The organism is Kribbella sp. VKM Ac-2566, from assembly GCF_004366005.1.
Classification (GTDB): Bacteria; Actinomycetota; Actinomycetes; order Propionibacteriales; family Kribbellaceae; genus Kribbella; species Kribbella pratensis.
The window spans coordinates 101,400-116,302 of record NZ_SODT01000002.1 but is presented as its reverse complement, the minus strand read 5'-3'; the positions used below and the strand labels follow the sequence as shown (position 1 = coordinate 116,302).

The window sequence follows — 14,903 nt, the reverse complement described above, 5'->3', positions numbered from 1 at the left end:
GTCTCGCTCTAACCGAGTTCGAGCGCGGTGCAGACCCAGCGGTTGCGGCGGACCTCCAGGCGAAACGCGACCGCGCGCGACCGCTCCCCGTGCCGCACGTGCGCGGCGACCTCGGCGATGCACGGCTGGGGCATGAACACCCGCACCGAACGCACGGTGCTCTTCTCTTTCGACCCACGCGTACCCGCGGTCGAGTTCATCCCGAGCATCCGCACCCGCCGATTCAGCTCCGTGAACACCACGTCGTCGGTGAACCGCACCAGCTGCGAGATCGGTCGATCCCCCGCCAGCACCTCCGAAACCGCCTGAGCCAACCGAGCCCCCCAAACCCGAACCTCCGGCAACACCGGAGCCGCCCCCGGCCGCCCCTCCCGCCCACCAACCCCACCCTGCACCCGCCCGTCCCCGCCACGCCCACCCACCCGCCTCCCAACAGCCGCCGCGCCACCCGCGGTGGCCGGCGTGCTGCTGGACGCGGCTGCACCCAGCGTGGTGCTGCCACCGGTGGTGGCTGGCGTGGTGGTGGAGCGGACCTTGGCCGGTGTGCTGCTGGAAGGGGCCGCGGCCAGCGGGGTGCTGGCACGGGTGGTGGCTGGCGTGGTGGTGGAGCGGACCTTGGCCGGTGTGCTGCTGGACGAGGCTGCAGCCAACGTGGTGCCGGCACCGGTGGTGGCTGGCGTGGTGGTGGAGCGGACGCTGGCCGGTGTGCTGCCGGACGGCGCTGCGGCCAGCATGGCGGTGTCGGTCGGGGTGGTGGTGGGGGTGGTGTCGGTCGGGTTGGTGTTGGCTGCCTTGAGCGACGCCCGGGCCCCGTCAGGTTGCCCAGGCGCCGCGACCGTGTGTGTGGCGCCTGCAACTGGCGGCACCACGCTGAGCTTCCGGCTCTCCTTCGTCACTCCACCGTCCGCGGGAGGCGCGGGGTGGGGCTGGGGGGTGGCAGCGGCGTCGATGCTCGACAGGTGCCGCGGCGCGGACACCACGCCCAGCCGCGTGATCGCCTGCAGCCGCAGCGCCAACGCCCCGTCCGTCAGCTCCCCGGCGTACCGGGCGGTGGCCGGCACAGTGTGCTCACCCGACCCACCGCCAACCGACGCCAACCGAGGCCGAGCCACCGCAGCCAACATCCCCGCGACATCCACCCCACCAACCGCAGAGCCACCAACCGCAGCTCCACCAGCCGTGGAGCCAGCAGCCGCTGCTCCACCAGCCGTGGAGTCAGCAGCCGCTGCTTCACCAACCGTGGAGTCAGCAGCCGCTGCTTCACCAACCGTCGAGCTAGCAGCCGCAGCTCCACCGGCGGCAGCTCCAGCTACCGCGAAGCCAGCAACCGCTGCTTCACCAACCGTGGAGCCAGCAGCCGCAGCTCCACCAGCGGCAGCTCCAGCCACCGCGGAGCCACCTACCGTGGAGTCAGCAGCCGCTGCTTCACCAACCGTGGAGCCAGCAGCCGCTGCTCCACCAACCGTGGAGCCAGCAGCCGCAGCCCCAGTAACCGCAGCTCCAGCAGCCACAGCTCCAGCAGCCGCGGTGCTAGCGAGTGTGGTTTCTGCTGCTGTAGCTGCGGGTGTGCCGGGGGTTTCGGCGGCCGCTGACGGCGTAGCGGCATCTGCGGCAGTCGGGAACGACGTACCCGTGGGAGTTGACGGCGTGGTGCTCGGCTCGGGCTGAGGAGTCGGCTTGGGTGATGGTGAGGTCGGGGTTGGGGCGGCCATGGGAGCCTCCGTTGCGTCCGGGTGGGTGGGGGCGGGGTCTTCTTGAGCGGCGCGGGCTCCGGTGCGGGCCGTCGTACGGGTGGGGACGGCGGTGAGAGGAGCAGCGGGTTGGAGGTGTTCCAGCGGGAGGTCTTCCGGCCGGAAGTTGTGGGGCTGGCTCATGTCACTGCTCCTCGGGGTGGGGCGTGAGGTGGTCGCCGGTGGGTGCGGGCGGGATGCGGAGTACCTGCCCGGGGAGGATGCGGTCGGGGTCGTTCCCGATCACTTGGCGGTTCGTGGTGTACCAGTCCGGCCAGCGGGCGGCGATCGCATCGGCGGTCGCGCGGGGGCCGAGTTCGCGGGCGGCGATGCTCCAGAGCGAGTCGCCTTTCCGTACGACGACCCGCACCGGCACGGATGGCCGCAGGTTCGTGTACCGGGTCGGCGCACCGGCGGTCGGCCGATCCGGCACACCCACCCGCGCACGCCCACCCGCGGGCAGGTCGTTCCCACCCTTCTGTCCTGCGTCTGCGTCCACGGGTCCGCTGGAACCAGCGGGCCGGTCAGTGGCCTTCCGCTCGGCGGAGGGGCGGCCGGTGGCCGGGTTGCCGTGGCCGGCCGGATGGTTCGGGGTGCTGGTGATGGGCCTCGTCGGTGTCGGTGTCGGCGTCGGGGTGCTGGTGGTCGGTGTCGGTGTGCTGGGGGTAGGGCGGGCCGGTGTGCCTGGCGTGAGGTTGGTCAGGCGGACCTGGGAGGGCGGCTCGGTGGCGCGGTAGTCGCTCTGCGTCTGCGGCGTTTGCGGCGCGCTCTTGGAGCCGCCGAGCTCTACGGCCGAGCGGGGCTCGGTCGCACGGTAGTCGTTGCTGCGCTGACGGGGAGCCGTGCTGTCGGCACTCGTGCGGTGCAGCGCGGTCTCCGTGCCACCGATCTCCACAGTGGACGCGGGCTCGGTGGCGCGGAACGACGTGTCGGTGCCGCCGAGCTGGACCGTGGAGCGGGGCTCGGTGGCGCGGTAGTCGGTGGCGCGGTAGTCGGTGGACAGGGTGGTCGAGGACGGCTGGGTCCACTGGCTGACGTGGGCGGTGTCGCCAGGACTTGCGTGGGCGGCGCCGACGGTCAGGGGAGTGACGGCGGCGACGCCGAGACCGGAGCGGAGCAGTGCGCGGGCGGTCTTGGTGGTGATCCGGCCGGCGACGGCTCCGGCGAGTGCACCGACCGCACCGGGGATCTGCTCGAGCGCTGTGAGTACGACGGCCAGCACCAGCCACCCGTATGCGATCCACGCGACCGTCCCGACGGCGAGAACGGTCAGCGAATCCAGGTCGTACGTCCGCAGGCCGCTGATCGAGCCCGCGGTGATCCACCGCAACAGCAGGTAGAGCCCAGCCAGTCCGGCCAGCGCGAGTGTGCCTTTGACCGCTCGGATCATCGCATTCATCCCGCTTCACCCCCGACCTATGAGTTTGCTTTAGTTTGCTTTGGCTTGATCACTATAGACCGGTTCTGCGGCAGGTTTGCAGGTCCTTAACGCACGCTGCGTCGGTTTCCGCTGCGGACGGTGACCGTCGCAGGGCGCGGTGGCGCCCGGGACCGGTAGGTTCACGGTCATGCGGTGGGATGCGTTGTTCGCGGACCTGGAGTCGCAGTTCGAGGCGCTCCAGGAGAGTGATCTGTACGGCGAGGTGGCCGATCGGATCCGCGCCGAGGTCGGCAAGATCACGGTCCTGGACCGTCTGCGCGGGGCGGTGAACACCGTCGTACGCGTCGAACTGATCGACGCGGAGCCGGTTCGCGGGCTCCTCAGCCGGGTCGGGAAGGACTGCCTGCTGCTCGAGACCGAGCGCTACGAGGAATGGCTGATCCCGGTCGACGCCCTGGTCGCCGTACACCGGCTCGGGCCGTGGGCGGAGCCGGCGGTCGGAGCCGTCGAGGGGAAACTCGGACTCGCGCATCTGCTGCGGGGGATCGCCCGGGATCGTTCACCGGTCACCCTGTTCTGCAGCGGTGGCGGTCCGGTCACCGGCACGATCGACCGCGTCGGCGCCGACTTCCTGGAACTCGCGGAGCACCCCCTGGACGCGCCCCGGCGCCGCAGCGAGGTCTACAACGTCCGTCTGGTCCCCACCCAGGCCCTCCGCGCCCTACGCCGCCGCTAGCCCCGGGGGCGTGCACCCCTGCTGGGGTGAGGAAACAGGCTATTGCCTATGCCCAGACACACCAGCCCGTGCCCAAGTGCACTTTCCTGTGTCCAGACTCCACTGCCTGTGCCTAGCCCTCTGGCGCCAGCTCGCCGGGGGAGGCGGGGTTAGAGGTTGGCGTCTTCGTTGGCGTCGACTTCTTCGCCGAACGGGTGGGTGTCGATGAACTGTTTGGTCTCGGTGTAGAGGCGTTCGATGTACTTCTCCAGCTCGGTCGACTCGACTCGCCATTGGCCGCGGCCGCCGATCTTCACGGCGGGGATGTCGCCGCGGCGGACCAGTGCGTACACCTGGTTGGCGGAGATGTTGAGGACCTCGGCGACGTCGGCCAACTGGAGGAAGCGGGGACCCGGCATCGTCGTGCTCCTTCGGATAGTGGCTGGTTCCTTCAGTTTGCCACGGTTGGCGCGTGGATGGCCGAGTTTGTCCCCAGGCCATGACAGCCTGTGGATGACCGTTCACCCTGCGAGCGGCCACCAGGCAGAATGTCCCGGGATCAGCAGACCGACTGGGGAGACGACGTGGTCGAGACAGCAGTGCGAAGTGGCTTCGGGGCGCCGGCCGCACCGGCCCAGCGCAACCGGAAGGCGCGCTGGAAGGACGGTCGCCTGGTGCTCGGCGTGCTGCTGGTCGCCGTCACCGCGCTGGCCGGAGCCAAGCTGCTGTCCTCCGCGGACGACACCACCACGATCTGGGCCGCCAAGCACGAGCTCAAGGCCGGGACCCCGTTGACCGACGACGACCTGACCACGGTCCGGGTCCGCTTCACCAGCGGCGACGACTCGGGGCGGTACCTGTCGGCCGACGCCGATCTGAAGGGGCTGGTCGTCGGCCGGACGGTGGGCCAGGGAGAGTTCGTGCCGAGGGACGCCGCCGTACCCAAGTCCGACCAGGACCGCACCGAGTTCCCGCTGTCGGTGGCGTCCGGTCGCCTGCCGTCCGACACCGCGCCGGGCGATGTCGTGGACGTGTGGGTGGTGCCGAAGGAGGAGGGCCAGCCCGCTCGGGCCCTGTGGAGCAGTGTTCGCGTGCTGCAGATCGACTCCGTGAAGGGTGTCGCCGGCGGTTCGGCACGCAGGCAGGTGACGATCGCCCTCGCCTCGGACGATCTACCTCGTATCCCGGCCGCCCTCACCGCGATCAGCACCGGCGAGCCGACCCTGGTCCGGAAGGACAGCTGATGTCGGTCCCAGTACTACTGGCCGTCACCGGGGCGCCCTGGGAAGCAGACGTCGTACGGCGGACCGAGGGCGCACCCGGGATCCGGATCGTACGGCGGTGTGTCGATGTCGCCGACGTGATGGCGGCGGCTGCGAGCGGTCAGGCCCGTGCTGTGCTGCTGGCCGATGCACTGCCGCGGCTGTCGTCCGATGCGGTCGCGGCGCTGCACGCCCGCGGTATCGCCGTGCTCGCCCTGGTCGACCCGATGGAGACCGGGGCGCCGTTCGGCGCCGAGGACCGGCTGAGCCGGATGGGAATCGAGCGGATCCTGCCCGCCGACGTGAGTCCGGCGGACCTCGGCCGGGCGATCTCCGATGCGGTCGACGCCGGTCCGCCGATCACCAGCTCGCACTTCGCGGGCGGTTTCGTCCCGCTCTCGCCGGAGAATGCCGGCAACCCGCAGCCGGCCGCCTTCCCGCAGGGCACCGGTCGGCTGGTCGCGGTCTGGGGACCGACCGGCGCGCCCGGGCGGACGACGGTCGCGGTCAACCTCGCCTCTGAACTCGCGGCGAAGCGGGTCCCGACGTTGCTCGCGGACGTCGACGTGTACGGCGGGACCGTGGCGCAGATGCTCGGGATGCTCGACGAGACCTCCGGCCTGGCCGCCGCGGCCCGATCGGCGTCGAACGGCTCGCTCGACATGGTGATGCTCGCCCGGCACGCCCGCGAGGTGAATCCGCATCTGCTGGTGCTGACCGGTCTCAGCCGGGCCGACCGCTGGACCGAGCTACGGCCCGCGGCAGTCGAGGCGATCTGGTCGACCGCGCGGACGCTGGCCCCGATCACGGTGGTGGACGCCGGGTTCTGCATCGAGACCGACGAGGAGATCTCGTTCGACTCGCTGGCGCCGCGGCGCAACGGGGCGACCGTGGTGACGCTCGAGGAGGCCGACGAGGTCGTTGTCGTCGGTACAGCGGACCCGGTCGGTCTGACCCGCATGATCCGGGCGGTCCACGACCTGCGCGCCGTCGTACCGTCGGTCAACACCCGTGTGGTGGTGAACCGGCTGCGCTCCGGGTCGCTCGGCGGCTCGCCGGGTGACGCGGCGCTGGACGCGCTGCGGCAGTACGCCGGGATCGACAACGCCGCTCTGCTGCCTTATGACCTGAGCGCGGCGGACACCGCGGTCGCGCACGGGCGCAGTCTGGCCGAGGCGGCGAAGTCGAGCAAGCTCCGCAAGGCGTTCCAGCAGCTCGCCACGGCGGTCGCCAACGACCTCCATTCCGTCCCCGTCTGAACCCGGCACTCAGGGTCGAGTCGGTGGGGATCTGGGGGATATCCCCACCGACAGCAGGGCCGCGATGTGCCAGTGTTGGAGGCACTTCGACCCGCACTTGAGGGAGCGTCATGTCCGATGTCCAAGGCCGGCCGCGGAGCTCGATGAGTGTCGAGCGGCGGTACGGGATCGCGATCTCCGTCGCTCTCATCCTCGGCGGGGCGTACTGGGCGCTCACCGGGCTGACCGAGGGCACCAAGAACAGCCAGACCAGCTACCCGGTGCAGGGCGGTTCGCTGCTCGTGAAAGGCGGCTCCGCGACGGTCGAGGTGCGGCCCGGCGACGGGACCGAGGTCAAGATCGACCGGCAGTCCGAGCGGAACGTGTTCGGTTCGGACCCGAAGGAGAAGTACGACGAGAGTGAAGGCAAGCTCGAGCTGGACAGCGGCGGCTGCGGATTCCTGTCGTTCGGGTGCAAGACGACGTACGTCCTGACGGTGCCGCGGGACCTGAAGCTCACGGTCGAGAGCAGCAGCGGCGACATGACGGTGAGCGGGATCGAGGGCGCGACGGAGCTGAAGAGCAGCTCGGGTGACATCGAGGTGCACGACGTCGGCGGACCGCTGGACCTCAAGTCGAACTCGGGTGAGCTCGAGGCGGACGGGCTCAGCGCGACGTCGGTGACGGCGCACAGCAGCTCCGGCAGTACGTCGCTGGACTTCACCGAGGCGCCGCAGACTGTCGAGGCGAAGACCAGTTCCGGCGACGTCTCGATCCGGCTCCCGTCCGGCGCCGAGGCGTACAAGGTGGACACCGACACGTCGTCGGGCGACGAGTCGGCGAATGTGAAGATCGATCCGAACGCCAGCCGCACGATCACCGCGAAGACGTCTTCGGGTGACGTCAGCATCGAATACAACCACTGACCAAACTCGCTCCGCTCGGGGTTGCAGCGGACGAACCGACGCCGGGGGTATGACGGACCCTAGGCCGAGTGTGCACAGCCTGTGAGGGTGAGGGTCGGGAGGGTGAGGGCGACTGTCGTCTGAGTAGGCTTGCGCGCATGGTCGAGGAGCGGGCGGTGCCGCGTGGTCTGCTGGTGGACTGGGGCGGCGTGCTCACCTCCGGCCTCGAGCCGGCGCTGCGGCGCTGGGCCGAACTCGACGATTTCGACTTCGATTCCTACCTCGAAGCAGTCATGAAATGGCTCCCTTCGGAGAGCGTCACCGCCGAGCTCAACCCGGTGCACGCCCTCGAACGCGGTCAGATCGCCGTCCCCGACTTCGAGCGCAAGCTCGCCTCGATCCTGGTCCGCCGCGACGGTACGCCGGTCCCCGCGGAGGGACTGATCGAGCGGATGTTCGCGCACTTCGAGCACCAGCCCGCGATGTCCGCGCTGGTCCGCCGCGCCAACGAGCGCGGGATCCGGACCGCGCTGCTCTCGAACTCCTGGGGCAACACCTACCCGCGGGACACCTGGGACGGGATGTTCGACGACATCGTCATCTCCGGCGAGGTGGGCCTGCGCAAACCCGAGCCGGAGATCTTCGAGCTCGCCGCCCAGCGGCTCGGCCTCGAGCCGGCCGAGTGCGTGTTCGTCGACGACCTGCAGCTCAACGTCGACGGCGCCCGCGCGGTCGGGATGACCGCGATTCTTCACACCGAGTACGACGAGACCCGGCGAGCGCTGGAAACCCTGTTCGGAGCCGACCTGACGTGACCGTGACCACCCCTCCTTCCTCCCCAACTCGTCCGGCCGGTCGTCGTCGCGTGATCATCGCGATCGCCGGATGCGCGGTCCTCGTGGCGCTCGGCGCCTGGATCCTCCACCTGTACGGCGGCATGATCGACCTGCGCGTCTACCGGATGGGCGGCTCGGTCCTGCTGCACGGCGACTCGCTGTACGACGCGAAGCTCCCCGGCGGCTCGAACCTCCCGTTCACGTACCCGCCGTTCGCCGCGATCGCGATGGTCCCGCTGGGCGCCGTACCGTGGGGTGTCGCGCTGGTGGTCTGGACGACGATCTCGGTGCTGTGCATCACCGCGTTGTGGCGGGCCAGCCTGACCAGGACGTTCTGGTCGTTCGTCACCCAGCGGAAGCGTACGGCGGTGCTGATCGCGCTGACCGTGCTGTCGCTGCTGCTCGAGCCGGTCTGGCAGACGATCCAGTTCGGCCAGATCAACCTGTTGCTGACCGCAATGATCCTGCTGGACCTGATCCGGCCGAACGACGCGCGCCTGCGCGGGTTCTGGCTCGGTGTGACGATCGGCGTCAAGCTCACCCCGCTGCCGTTCCTCGCACTACTGGTGGTCACGAAGCAGTGGCGTGCGCTGCGCAACGCCGTACTCGGGTTGCTGGCGACGATGGCGATCGGGTTCGCGATCGTGCCGCACCAGTCGTGGCGGTACTGGACCGACGTGATCCTGGACGCCAACCGGGTCGGCGGGATCGCCTACACCGGCAACCAGTCGTTCAACGGGTTCCTGCACCGGATCGGAGACGAAGCGAGCTGGGTGCAGCCGACCTGGTTCGTGCTGTCGGCCGCGTTCGGGCTGGCGGTGCTGTGGCTGGCCCGGAAGTACTGGCTCGCCGACGAGCGCGTCACCGCGATCTCCGTGATGGCCCTCGCGGTCCTGTACGCGTCGCCGATCTCATGGAGCCACCACTGGGTGTGGATCATCCCGCTCGGCGTCAGCCTGATCCGCGGCGTCAACCGCGTCTGGGGCCTCAACCCCGCGGTCGTCACCGGCGTACTGTTCTACGGCCTGTTCGTGCTGCGCTCGATCTGGTGGGTCCCGTTCCGCGACGACCGCGAGCTCAGCTGGAGCTTCTGGCAGTCGATCCCCGGCAACTCACACCTGATCGTCGGAATGATCGCCTTCATCCTGCTGGTGATCACGAGCCGGAGTCTGCCGAAGCCGTCAACCCCCGAAGCGGCCCCGCCAACCTGACCGCCAGCTCCGCGTCGACGTACTCGACCTCAAGAAGCAGTACGTCGACGCTCGCACGAAACGCGCGCCGCAGCTCCGCCACGTCCAGCGAACGCACGAGAGTCGCCTCCACAGCAGACGCGCCGTCCGACGGCAACAGATGCAGCCCACGCCCCTGAGAGTGCGGTACGCCGTAGCGCAGGCACATCAGCGTCAGCACGTGATCCCGCACTCCACTGATCATGTACTCCGCCTGCCACACCCTGCCGCGCCCAATGCTCGATCGCGCATGCAGCGCGTACAGCCACGCCATACCGACGACGTCGACGGCTGCCGGTGCACTCCACTGCGGCTGTTCTGCGGTCTCGCCGAAGAGCAGTTGGAACGTGGGGCCGAGTGCGCCGAACTCCTCGGCCGGGGCGAACGCGATGTCCACCTGCAGCGTGGACTGCAGCAAGAACACGCGGTAGACGGTGCTGCGGGACCAGACGTCGGTGTGATGGACAGCGGTGTGCTCGCGGTACATGCGGTCCGTCCAGTCCGCCAGGACGCCGGACTGGTCCGCTTCTGGTGCGAGACCGAGTGCCAGGTCGATGTCCGACCACCTGTCTTCTGCACCCACTGCAGCTGAGCCCGTGAGCGCAGCGCCCGCAACACGCGCGTCCGCTCGAGCTGCCGCAACCAGGGCGTCGCGGAGGCTCGAGCGTTCGGCTGGGGTGTACATCAGGACGAGAAGAGCAGGAGAAGGCCGCCGCAGGTGTAGCCGACCATGACGATCAGTAGGGGGAGCTGGCCGGCCAGGGCCTTTGCGCGGGGGAACAGGGCGACCGCGCGGTCGTGGGCCGAGATGACGCCGAGCAGGTGTCCGCAGACCACCGCGAGGACCTGGATGACCGAGATCGCCGTGCTGTGGTTGGTGATGCCGGTGTTCACCGCGAGGAGACCGGTGCCGAAGACGTTGGCGCCGTTGCTCAGCGGGTCGCTCAGGTAGATGAGCGTCCGCTGACCCTCCAGGATCAACAGGGTCAGGTAGTGCGCGACGACGTATCCGAAGGCGATCGGTACGACGGAGTGCGCGAACAGGCCCGGTAGCGAAGTCCGCGAGCTGTCGGAGAGCCGGCCGGCCAGGACCGTGGCACCGGAGTACGTGACCAGCACGAACAGGATGAAGACGATCAGCGCGCCGGTGCCGAGCCAGGTCATCGAGACGTCCTGGTTCTGCGCCCAGCCGATCCACGCGGACGAGTTCGAGAACCCGTCGTACGCCGTCGAGCCGAGCAGCGCCGCCACCATCCCCACCAGACCGGGCTGCGCGCGAAGGCCGTCGAGGTTCTCCAACGGCCGGCGGAGGACCAGTTGCCCGTCGGTACGGCGACCCCACGGCGACAGGCGCGACATCAGGGTCGCGTACACCTCGAACGGATCGCCCTGCGCGAACCAGCGGTCCCCGAACAGGACAGCTCCGAACATCGTGATCACGACGTACAACGCGATCCACGCCTGCAGTACCGGGATCGTGGCGCGGTCCGGCGCGACCAGTTCCAGCCAGGTGAACGCGAAGATGCCCAGCGCGGCCGGCCACAGACCGACCCAGGCCGGGAGCTCGAGCAGACCCTTGGACGGCGGCTGGCGGAGCAGCTTCGACAGCAGCAGGTGGACGGTGCGCAGCGGGTTCAGCGTCCGCCAGACCGGGCCGAAGACCAATGAGATCGGCACCAGCCCGACCCAGACCAGGATGTAGATGAAGCCGAAGATCGGGTTCGTCAGCCGGTCGACGCCGAAGACCAGCGACACCATCGCGTACAGGAAGGTCGCCAGCCCGAACAGCCGCACGATCCACCGGAACCAGCCGGCGTCGACGATCCGGGTGATTGCGGTCGGCAACGGTACGCCGGACGCGTTGCCGCGGTACTTCGGACTACGCCAGGCCAGCCCGAGGACGACGAACGACAGCGCGACCGCGACCGCGGCCCCACCGACCGCCAGCCCGAACGGAACCGGCAGGTCCTGACGCCCACCGATCCCGTGAAGGGGAAGCATCACGAGACAACGAGTTTGGCGACGAGTTTGCCGCTCTTGTGGGTCTCGACCTCGAACGTGCCCTTCATGTTCGCGGTGAACTTGACCGAGGCCGGCTTGCCCGGAGTGAGCTCCAGCTCCTTGTCGTACCCGTGGATGTGCAGCTCCTCGGCGGCGTCGCTGACCGCCTTGACCAGCACGGTCTGGCCGGCCTTCACCTTGATCGTCGCGCCGCTCGGGTTGACCTTGCCGTTGGCAACGGTGACGTCGACGGTGACGTCCGCCTGCTCACCGGACGGGTCGGCGGTGTTCGACGGCGAGCTCGTGTTCGGCTTGCCCGGGGTCGGGGTGCTGGTCGGGAGGGTCGACGTCGGCGTACTGGCCGGGGCGCTCGGCGAGGGGGTGGTTGTGCCGCCGGTGCTGTCGCCGCCGCAGCCGGCCAGGACCAGCATGCCGAGGGCGGGCAGGAGTGCGGTGGCGGCACCGCGAGTGAGCGTCGAACGCATCGGTCCAGGAGCCTTTCAAAGGGTCAACGAAGTTCTCAGGGTGCGGGACACACCCTCTTGCCTGACGAACACGGATAGCTCAGTGTTCCCGTACAAGCAGTGTCGCAGCCCACTGTCCGTGCGGCCCGCTAGGGTGAGAATCCGTCGAACGAGAGGAAGGTGACCGCCGTGCCCGACCGGTTGACGTCGCTCGACCTCACCTTTCTCAAGGCCGAGTCGCCGGCCACCCCGATGCACGTCGGGACGGTAGACATCTTCGAGCCGCCGGTGCACGGTGACGAGGGGTTCGACTACGAGAGCCTGGTGGCGCTGATCCGGGACCGGATCACGTTCGTGCCGAGGTACCGGCAGCGGGTCCAGCAGGTGCCCGGCCGGTTCGCCGGGCCGGTGTGGGTGGACGACGAAGAGTTCGACATCACCTTCCATGTCCGGCGCTCCGCCCTGCCGCGCCCCGGCACGCACGCGCAGCTGCTCGAGCTGGTCGCCCGGATCATGTCCCGGCGGCTCGACCGGGCCCGCCCGCTGTGGGAGATGTACCTGGTCGAGGGCCTGCAGGGCGACCGGTTCGCGATCATCGCGAAGTCCCACCAGGCGCTTGTCGACGGCAACAGCACCGTCGACATCGGCCAGGTCGTCCTGGACTCGACGGCGCAGCCCAAGGACACGCCGACCGACACCTGGCAGCCGGAGCACCCGCCGTCCGCGCTGGAGCTGCTCGCCGGGGTGTTCGCCGACGCCACCAAACACCCGACCGCGGTCCTGGAGCTCGCCCGCGCGGAGATGGCCAGCCTGACCGGCTCGACCTCGGTTCGCGAGGTGCTCGGCGACGTGGTCGGCTCCCTCGTCGCGCAGCGGCATGCGCAGGAGAGCTCACTGCATGTGAAGACATCGGGTCAGCGACGGTTCACCACCGTGCAGACCGACCTGGAGGACTACCGGACGATCCGCGCGGCCCACGGCGGCACGGTCAACGACGTGATCCTCGCGGTGGTCGCGGGCGCGTTCCGGGCCTGGATGATGACCCGTGGCGAGGGCGTCGGGCCGACGCGCAGCGTGCGGGCCGTGGTCCCGGTCAGCATCCGCGACGACGAGGACGACGAGCCCACGTCGCTCGGCTCCCGGGTGATCGCCTCGAGCGTGAACCTGCCGGTCGGCGAGAACTCACCGGTCATGCGGCTGCACCAGATCTCGTACCAGACCAAGGTGCACAAGGACACCGGCCGCGCGGTCAGCGCCCGCTCGCTGGTCGGGATCGCCGGGTTCGCCCCGACCACGCTGCACGCGCTCGCCGCCCGGGTCGCGACCGCCACGGTCCGACCGATCGACGACGTCGTGATCACCAACGTGCCGGGTCCGCAGTTCCCGCTGTACGCGCAGGGTGCCCCGATGCTCGCGTCGTACCCGGTGGTTCCGTTGATGCCCGGTCAGGGCCTGTCGGTCGGCGTCACGTCGTACGACGGGAAGGTGTACTACGGTCTGAACGCGGACCGCACCGCCATGCCGGACCTCGCCGTTTTCGCCCAATGTGTGACAGATGCCCTGGACGAGTTGCTGGACACCACCAAGGGCAGCCGGAACCGGGCTTCCCGGGGCCGGAAGAAACAGACCAAGAAGGCGGGCTCATGAGGGTCTACGTACCGTCCACGCTCCGGTTGCTGGGCGCGGCGTGCAATGCCGGCGAGATCGGCCCGGCGCCGCTGACGGCGTACGCCGTGACACCGGCCCTGCGCGAGTGGTACGTCGAAGGTGACGACGAGGAGCTGGAGTACGCCGCGATGGCGCAGGCGGCCCGCGCCTCGGTAGGACTGCTGGCCGCCGATCCGGGTACCTCTCGGAGACGGGTGGTGATCGCGGCCGAGGTCAGCGCCGTACCGCCCGCCGACGGGTCCATGGAGCTCGGTGACGCCCGGCTGGAGCTGCACGTGGTGATTCCGTGGCGGTCGGTGGCGTCCGTGCATCTGGACGCGGCGCAGGCGACCACGGTGATCGGTAAGGCCGCGGACCTCTGGGAAGCCGCCCAGAGCGGTGATGACAACGCTGTGTTCGCCCTCGATTCGTGCGAGGGTGAAGACCTGATGTGGTACGCGACACAGGAGATCCCCGATCTGCTCGCGGCGGAGGGGCCGCGCGGCGGACAGCGCACATAAGCGGCACATAAGGGCACTTAGGGAGCTGATGGCGATGCAGGCGATCTGGAAGGGGGCCATCTCGTTCGGGATGGTGACGATCCCGATCAAGGTGTTCTCCGCGACCGAGGAGAAGGACATCTCGTTCCGTCAGGTGCACGTCGCCGACGGGGGCCGGATCAAGTACAAGCGGATCTGCTCGATCGACGGCGAAGAGGTGCCGTACTCCGACATCGGCAAGGGGTACGAGATGCCGGACGGCCGGATGGTGGTGCTGGACTCGGACGACTTCGCCGACCTGCCGCTGTCCAGCAAGAAGGTCATCGACGTGCTGGAGTTCGTGCCGGCCGACCAGGTCGACCCGCTGTACCTGGGGAAGTCGTACTACCTGGCGGCCGACGGCGGACCTGGCGCCAAGCCGTACGTGCTGCTCCGGGACGCACTCGACGGCTCCGAGCTGTATGCGCTGGTCAAGGTCGCGCTGCGGTCCCGGGAGAGCCTGGGGCTACTGCGGACGGTCGACGACGTCCTGGTGCTGCAGGTGATGCTGTGGCCGGACGAGGTCCGGGACAAGTCGTTCGCGGCGCCGCCGGAGGACGTGGAGATCCGGTCCCAGGAGAAGGCGATGGCGTCGTCGTACATCGACACGCTGCGCGGTGAGTTCGACCCGGACCAGTACCACGACGAGTACCGGCAGGCACTGGAGAAGGTAGTCGAGGCGAAGGCGGCAGGCATCCCGCTGCCGGAGTCCGAGGAGGAGGAGACCGAGGGCGCCGAGGTCGTCGACCTGGTCGCCGCGCTGCGCGCCTCCGTCGAGGCCGCCAAGGCGCGTCGCGCAGGCGGTGGTGAGGCACCGGCGAAGAAGGCACCGGCGAAGAAGTCGGCCGCTGCCAAGAAGGCGGAGCCGGCCAAGAAGACCGCCGCGAAGAAGACCACGGCGAAGAAGGCCGCCAAGAAAGCCACGAAGAAGTCCGCATGAGCAAGCGGGGGAGCTC

16 protein-coding genes are annotated in these 14,903 nt (G+C 69.4%); 9 read left to right on the top strand and 7 right to left on the bottom strand.

What is annotated here, in order from left to right; translation table 11 throughout:
• Positions 1–8 precede the first annotated feature (8 nt).
• From EV647_RS41835 to EV647_RS42445, 3 genes are all read right to left on the bottom strand, one after another.
• Complete coding sequence (locus EV647_RS41835) at positions 9–1,061, bottom strand: Rv3235 family protein (RefSeq protein WP_166680188.1); 1,053 nt, start codon at positions 1,059–1,061, stop codon at positions 9–11.
• Between the two features lie 338 nt (positions 1,062–1,399).
• Positions 1,400–1,606 carry a hypothetical protein gene (locus EV647_RS02075; RefSeq protein WP_133997523.1) on the bottom strand — a complete coding sequence of 69 codons (207 nt, stop codon included), beginning with the start codon at positions 1,604–1,606 and terminating at the stop codon, positions 1,400–1,402.
• Positions 1,607–1,875: 269 nt separating this feature from the next.
• Positions 1,876–3,129, bottom strand: a complete 1,254-nt coding sequence (locus EV647_RS42445; protein WP_202876009.1) for a LysM peptidoglycan-binding domain-containing protein — start codon at positions 3,127–3,129, stop codon at positions 1,876–1,878.
• A gap of 169 nt (positions 3,130–3,298) precedes the next feature.
• Between EV647_RS42445 and EV647_RS02065 the strand changes: the two genes are divergently transcribed.
• Complete coding sequence (locus EV647_RS02065; RefSeq protein WP_130382387.1) at positions 3,299–3,847, top strand: hypothetical protein; 549 nt, start codon at positions 3,299–3,301, stop codon at positions 3,845–3,847.
• Between the two features lie 149 nt (positions 3,848–3,996).
• Here the strand turns inward: EV647_RS02065 and EV647_RS02060 are convergent, their stop codons facing one another.
• Positions 3,997–4,245: a helix-turn-helix domain-containing protein gene (locus tag EV647_RS02060; RefSeq protein WP_133997520.1), complete on the bottom strand. Its 249-nt coding sequence runs from the start codon at positions 4,243–4,245 to the stop codon at positions 3,997–3,999.
• A gap of 165 nt (positions 4,246–4,410) precedes the next feature.
• Here EV647_RS02060 and EV647_RS02055 point away from each other — a divergent pair, with 165 nt between their 5' ends.
• The 5 genes from EV647_RS02055 to EV647_RS02035 all read left to right on the top strand — a co-directional run bounded on the left by EV647_RS02055 (position 4,411) and on the right by EV647_RS02035 (position 9,278).
• Positions 4,411–5,070 carry an SAF domain-containing protein gene (locus tag EV647_RS02055; RefSeq protein ID WP_133997517.1) on the top strand — a complete coding sequence of 220 codons (660 nt, stop codon included), beginning with the start codon at positions 4,411–4,413 and terminating at the stop codon, positions 5,068–5,070.
• On the top strand, positions 5,070–6,347 hold the full coding sequence (locus EV647_RS02050; RefSeq protein WP_133997513.1) for a hypothetical protein: 1,278 nt from the start codon (positions 5,070–5,072) through the stop codon (positions 6,345–6,347). The genes EV647_RS02055 and EV647_RS02050 overlap by 1 nt, the downstream gene beginning before the upstream one ends.
• 110 nt (positions 6,348–6,457) lie before the next feature.
• Positions 6,458–7,252, top strand: coding sequence for a DUF4097 family beta strand repeat-containing protein (locus EV647_RS02045; RefSeq protein WP_133997510.1), 795 nt, complete (start codon positions 6,458–6,460; stop codon positions 7,250–7,252).
• A 137-nt stretch (positions 7,253–7,389) separates the two neighbouring features.
• Positions 7,390–8,046, top strand: a complete 657-nt coding sequence (locus EV647_RS02040) for an HAD family phosphatase (RefSeq protein WP_133997507.1) — start codon at positions 7,390–7,392, stop codon at positions 8,044–8,046.
• 50 nt (positions 8,047–8,096) lie between these two features.
• A complete protein-coding gene (locus EV647_RS02035) occupies positions 8,097–9,278 on the top strand; it encodes a glycosyltransferase 87 family protein (RefSeq protein WP_238175281.1) in 1,182 nt (393 codons plus the stop codon).
• Here EV647_RS02035 and EV647_RS02030 read toward each other — a convergent pair.
• The 3 genes from EV647_RS02030 to EV647_RS02020 form a co-directional block, all read right to left on the bottom strand.
• Entirely contained in the window at positions 9,223–9,879 is a 657-nt protein-coding gene (locus EV647_RS02030) for a nucleotidyltransferase domain-containing protein (protein ID WP_238176971.1), read from the bottom strand. The two genes, EV647_RS02035 and EV647_RS02030, sit on opposite strands and share 56 nt — an antisense overlap.
• 101 nt (positions 9,880–9,980) lie before the next feature.
• A complete protein-coding gene (locus EV647_RS02025) occupies positions 9,981–11,297 on the bottom strand; it encodes a hypothetical protein (RefSeq protein ID WP_133997719.1) in 1,317 nt (438 codons plus the stop codon).
• Complete coding sequence (locus EV647_RS02020) at positions 11,297–11,782, bottom strand: cupredoxin domain-containing protein (RefSeq protein WP_133997501.1); 486 nt, start codon at positions 11,780–11,782, stop codon at positions 11,297–11,299. The genes EV647_RS02025 and EV647_RS02020 overlap by 1 nt, the downstream gene beginning before the upstream one ends.
• A 168-nt stretch (positions 11,783–11,950) precedes the next feature.
• Here EV647_RS02020 and EV647_RS02015 point away from each other — a divergent pair, with 168 nt between their 5' ends.
• The 3 genes from EV647_RS02015 to EV647_RS02005 are packed head-to-tail and all read left to right on the top strand — an operon-like array spanning position 11,951 to position 14,887.
• Positions 11,951–13,408 (top strand): wax ester/triacylglycerol synthase family O-acyltransferase, encoded by a 1,458-nt coding sequence (locus EV647_RS02015; RefSeq protein ID WP_133997498.1) that lies wholly within the window; start codon positions 11,951–11,953, stop codon positions 13,406–13,408.
• Positions 13,405–13,929: a hypothetical protein gene (locus EV647_RS02010; RefSeq protein ID WP_133997495.1), complete on the top strand. Its 525-nt coding sequence runs from the start codon at positions 13,405–13,407 to the stop codon at positions 13,927–13,929. Before EV647_RS02015 ends, EV647_RS02010 begins: the two co-directional genes overlap by 4 nt.
• A gap of 34 nt (positions 13,930–13,963) precedes the next feature.
• Positions 13,964–14,887 (top strand): Ku protein, encoded by a 924-nt coding sequence (locus EV647_RS02005; protein ID WP_133997713.1) that lies wholly within the window; start codon positions 13,964–13,966, stop codon positions 14,885–14,887.
• Positions 14,888–14,903 lie beyond the last annotated feature (16 nt).

Excerpts from the sequence above, each read along its gene's own strand:
- EV647_RS02075 (WP_133997523.1), bottom strand. The coding sequence starts at position 1,606 with ATGCCGCTACGCCGTCAGCGGCCGCCGAAACCCCCGGCACACCCGCAG.
- EV647_RS42445 (WP_202876009.1), bottom strand. The coding sequence starts at position 3,129 with ATGAATGCGATGATCCGAGCGGTCAAAGGCACACTCGCGCTGGCCGGA.
- EV647_RS02065 (WP_130382387.1), top strand. The coding sequence starts at position 3,299 with ATGCGGTGGGATGCGTTGTTCGCGGACCTGGAGTCGCAGTTCGAGGCG.
- EV647_RS02060 (WP_133997520.1), bottom strand. The coding sequence starts at position 4,245 with ATGCCGGGTCCCCGCTTCCTCCAGTTGGCCGACGTCGCCGAGGTCCTC.
- EV647_RS02050 (WP_133997513.1), top strand. The coding sequence starts at position 5,070 with ATGTCGGTCCCAGTACTACTGGCCGTCACCGGGGCGCCCTGGGAAGCA.
- EV647_RS02045 (WP_133997510.1), top strand. The coding sequence starts at position 6,458 with ATGTCCGATGTCCAAGGCCGGCCGCGGAGCTCGATGAGTGTCGAGCGG.
- EV647_RS02040 (WP_133997507.1), top strand. The coding sequence starts at position 7,390 with ATGGTCGAGGAGCGGGCGGTGCCGCGTGGTCTGCTGGTGGACTGGGGC.
- EV647_RS02025 (WP_133997719.1), bottom strand. The coding sequence starts at position 11,297 with ATGCTTCCCCTTCACGGGATCGGTGGGCGTCAGGACCTGCCGGTTCCG.
- EV647_RS02020 (WP_133997501.1), bottom strand. The coding sequence starts at position 11,782 with ATGCGTTCGACGCTCACTCGCGGTGCCGCCACCGCACTCCTGCCCGCC.
- EV647_RS02010 (WP_133997495.1), top strand. The coding sequence starts at position 13,405 with ATGAGGGTCTACGTACCGTCCACGCTCCGGTTGCTGGGCGCGGCGTGC.
- EV647_RS02005 (WP_133997713.1), top strand. The coding sequence starts at position 13,964 with ATGCAGGCGATCTGGAAGGGGGCCATCTCGTTCGGGATGGTGACGATC.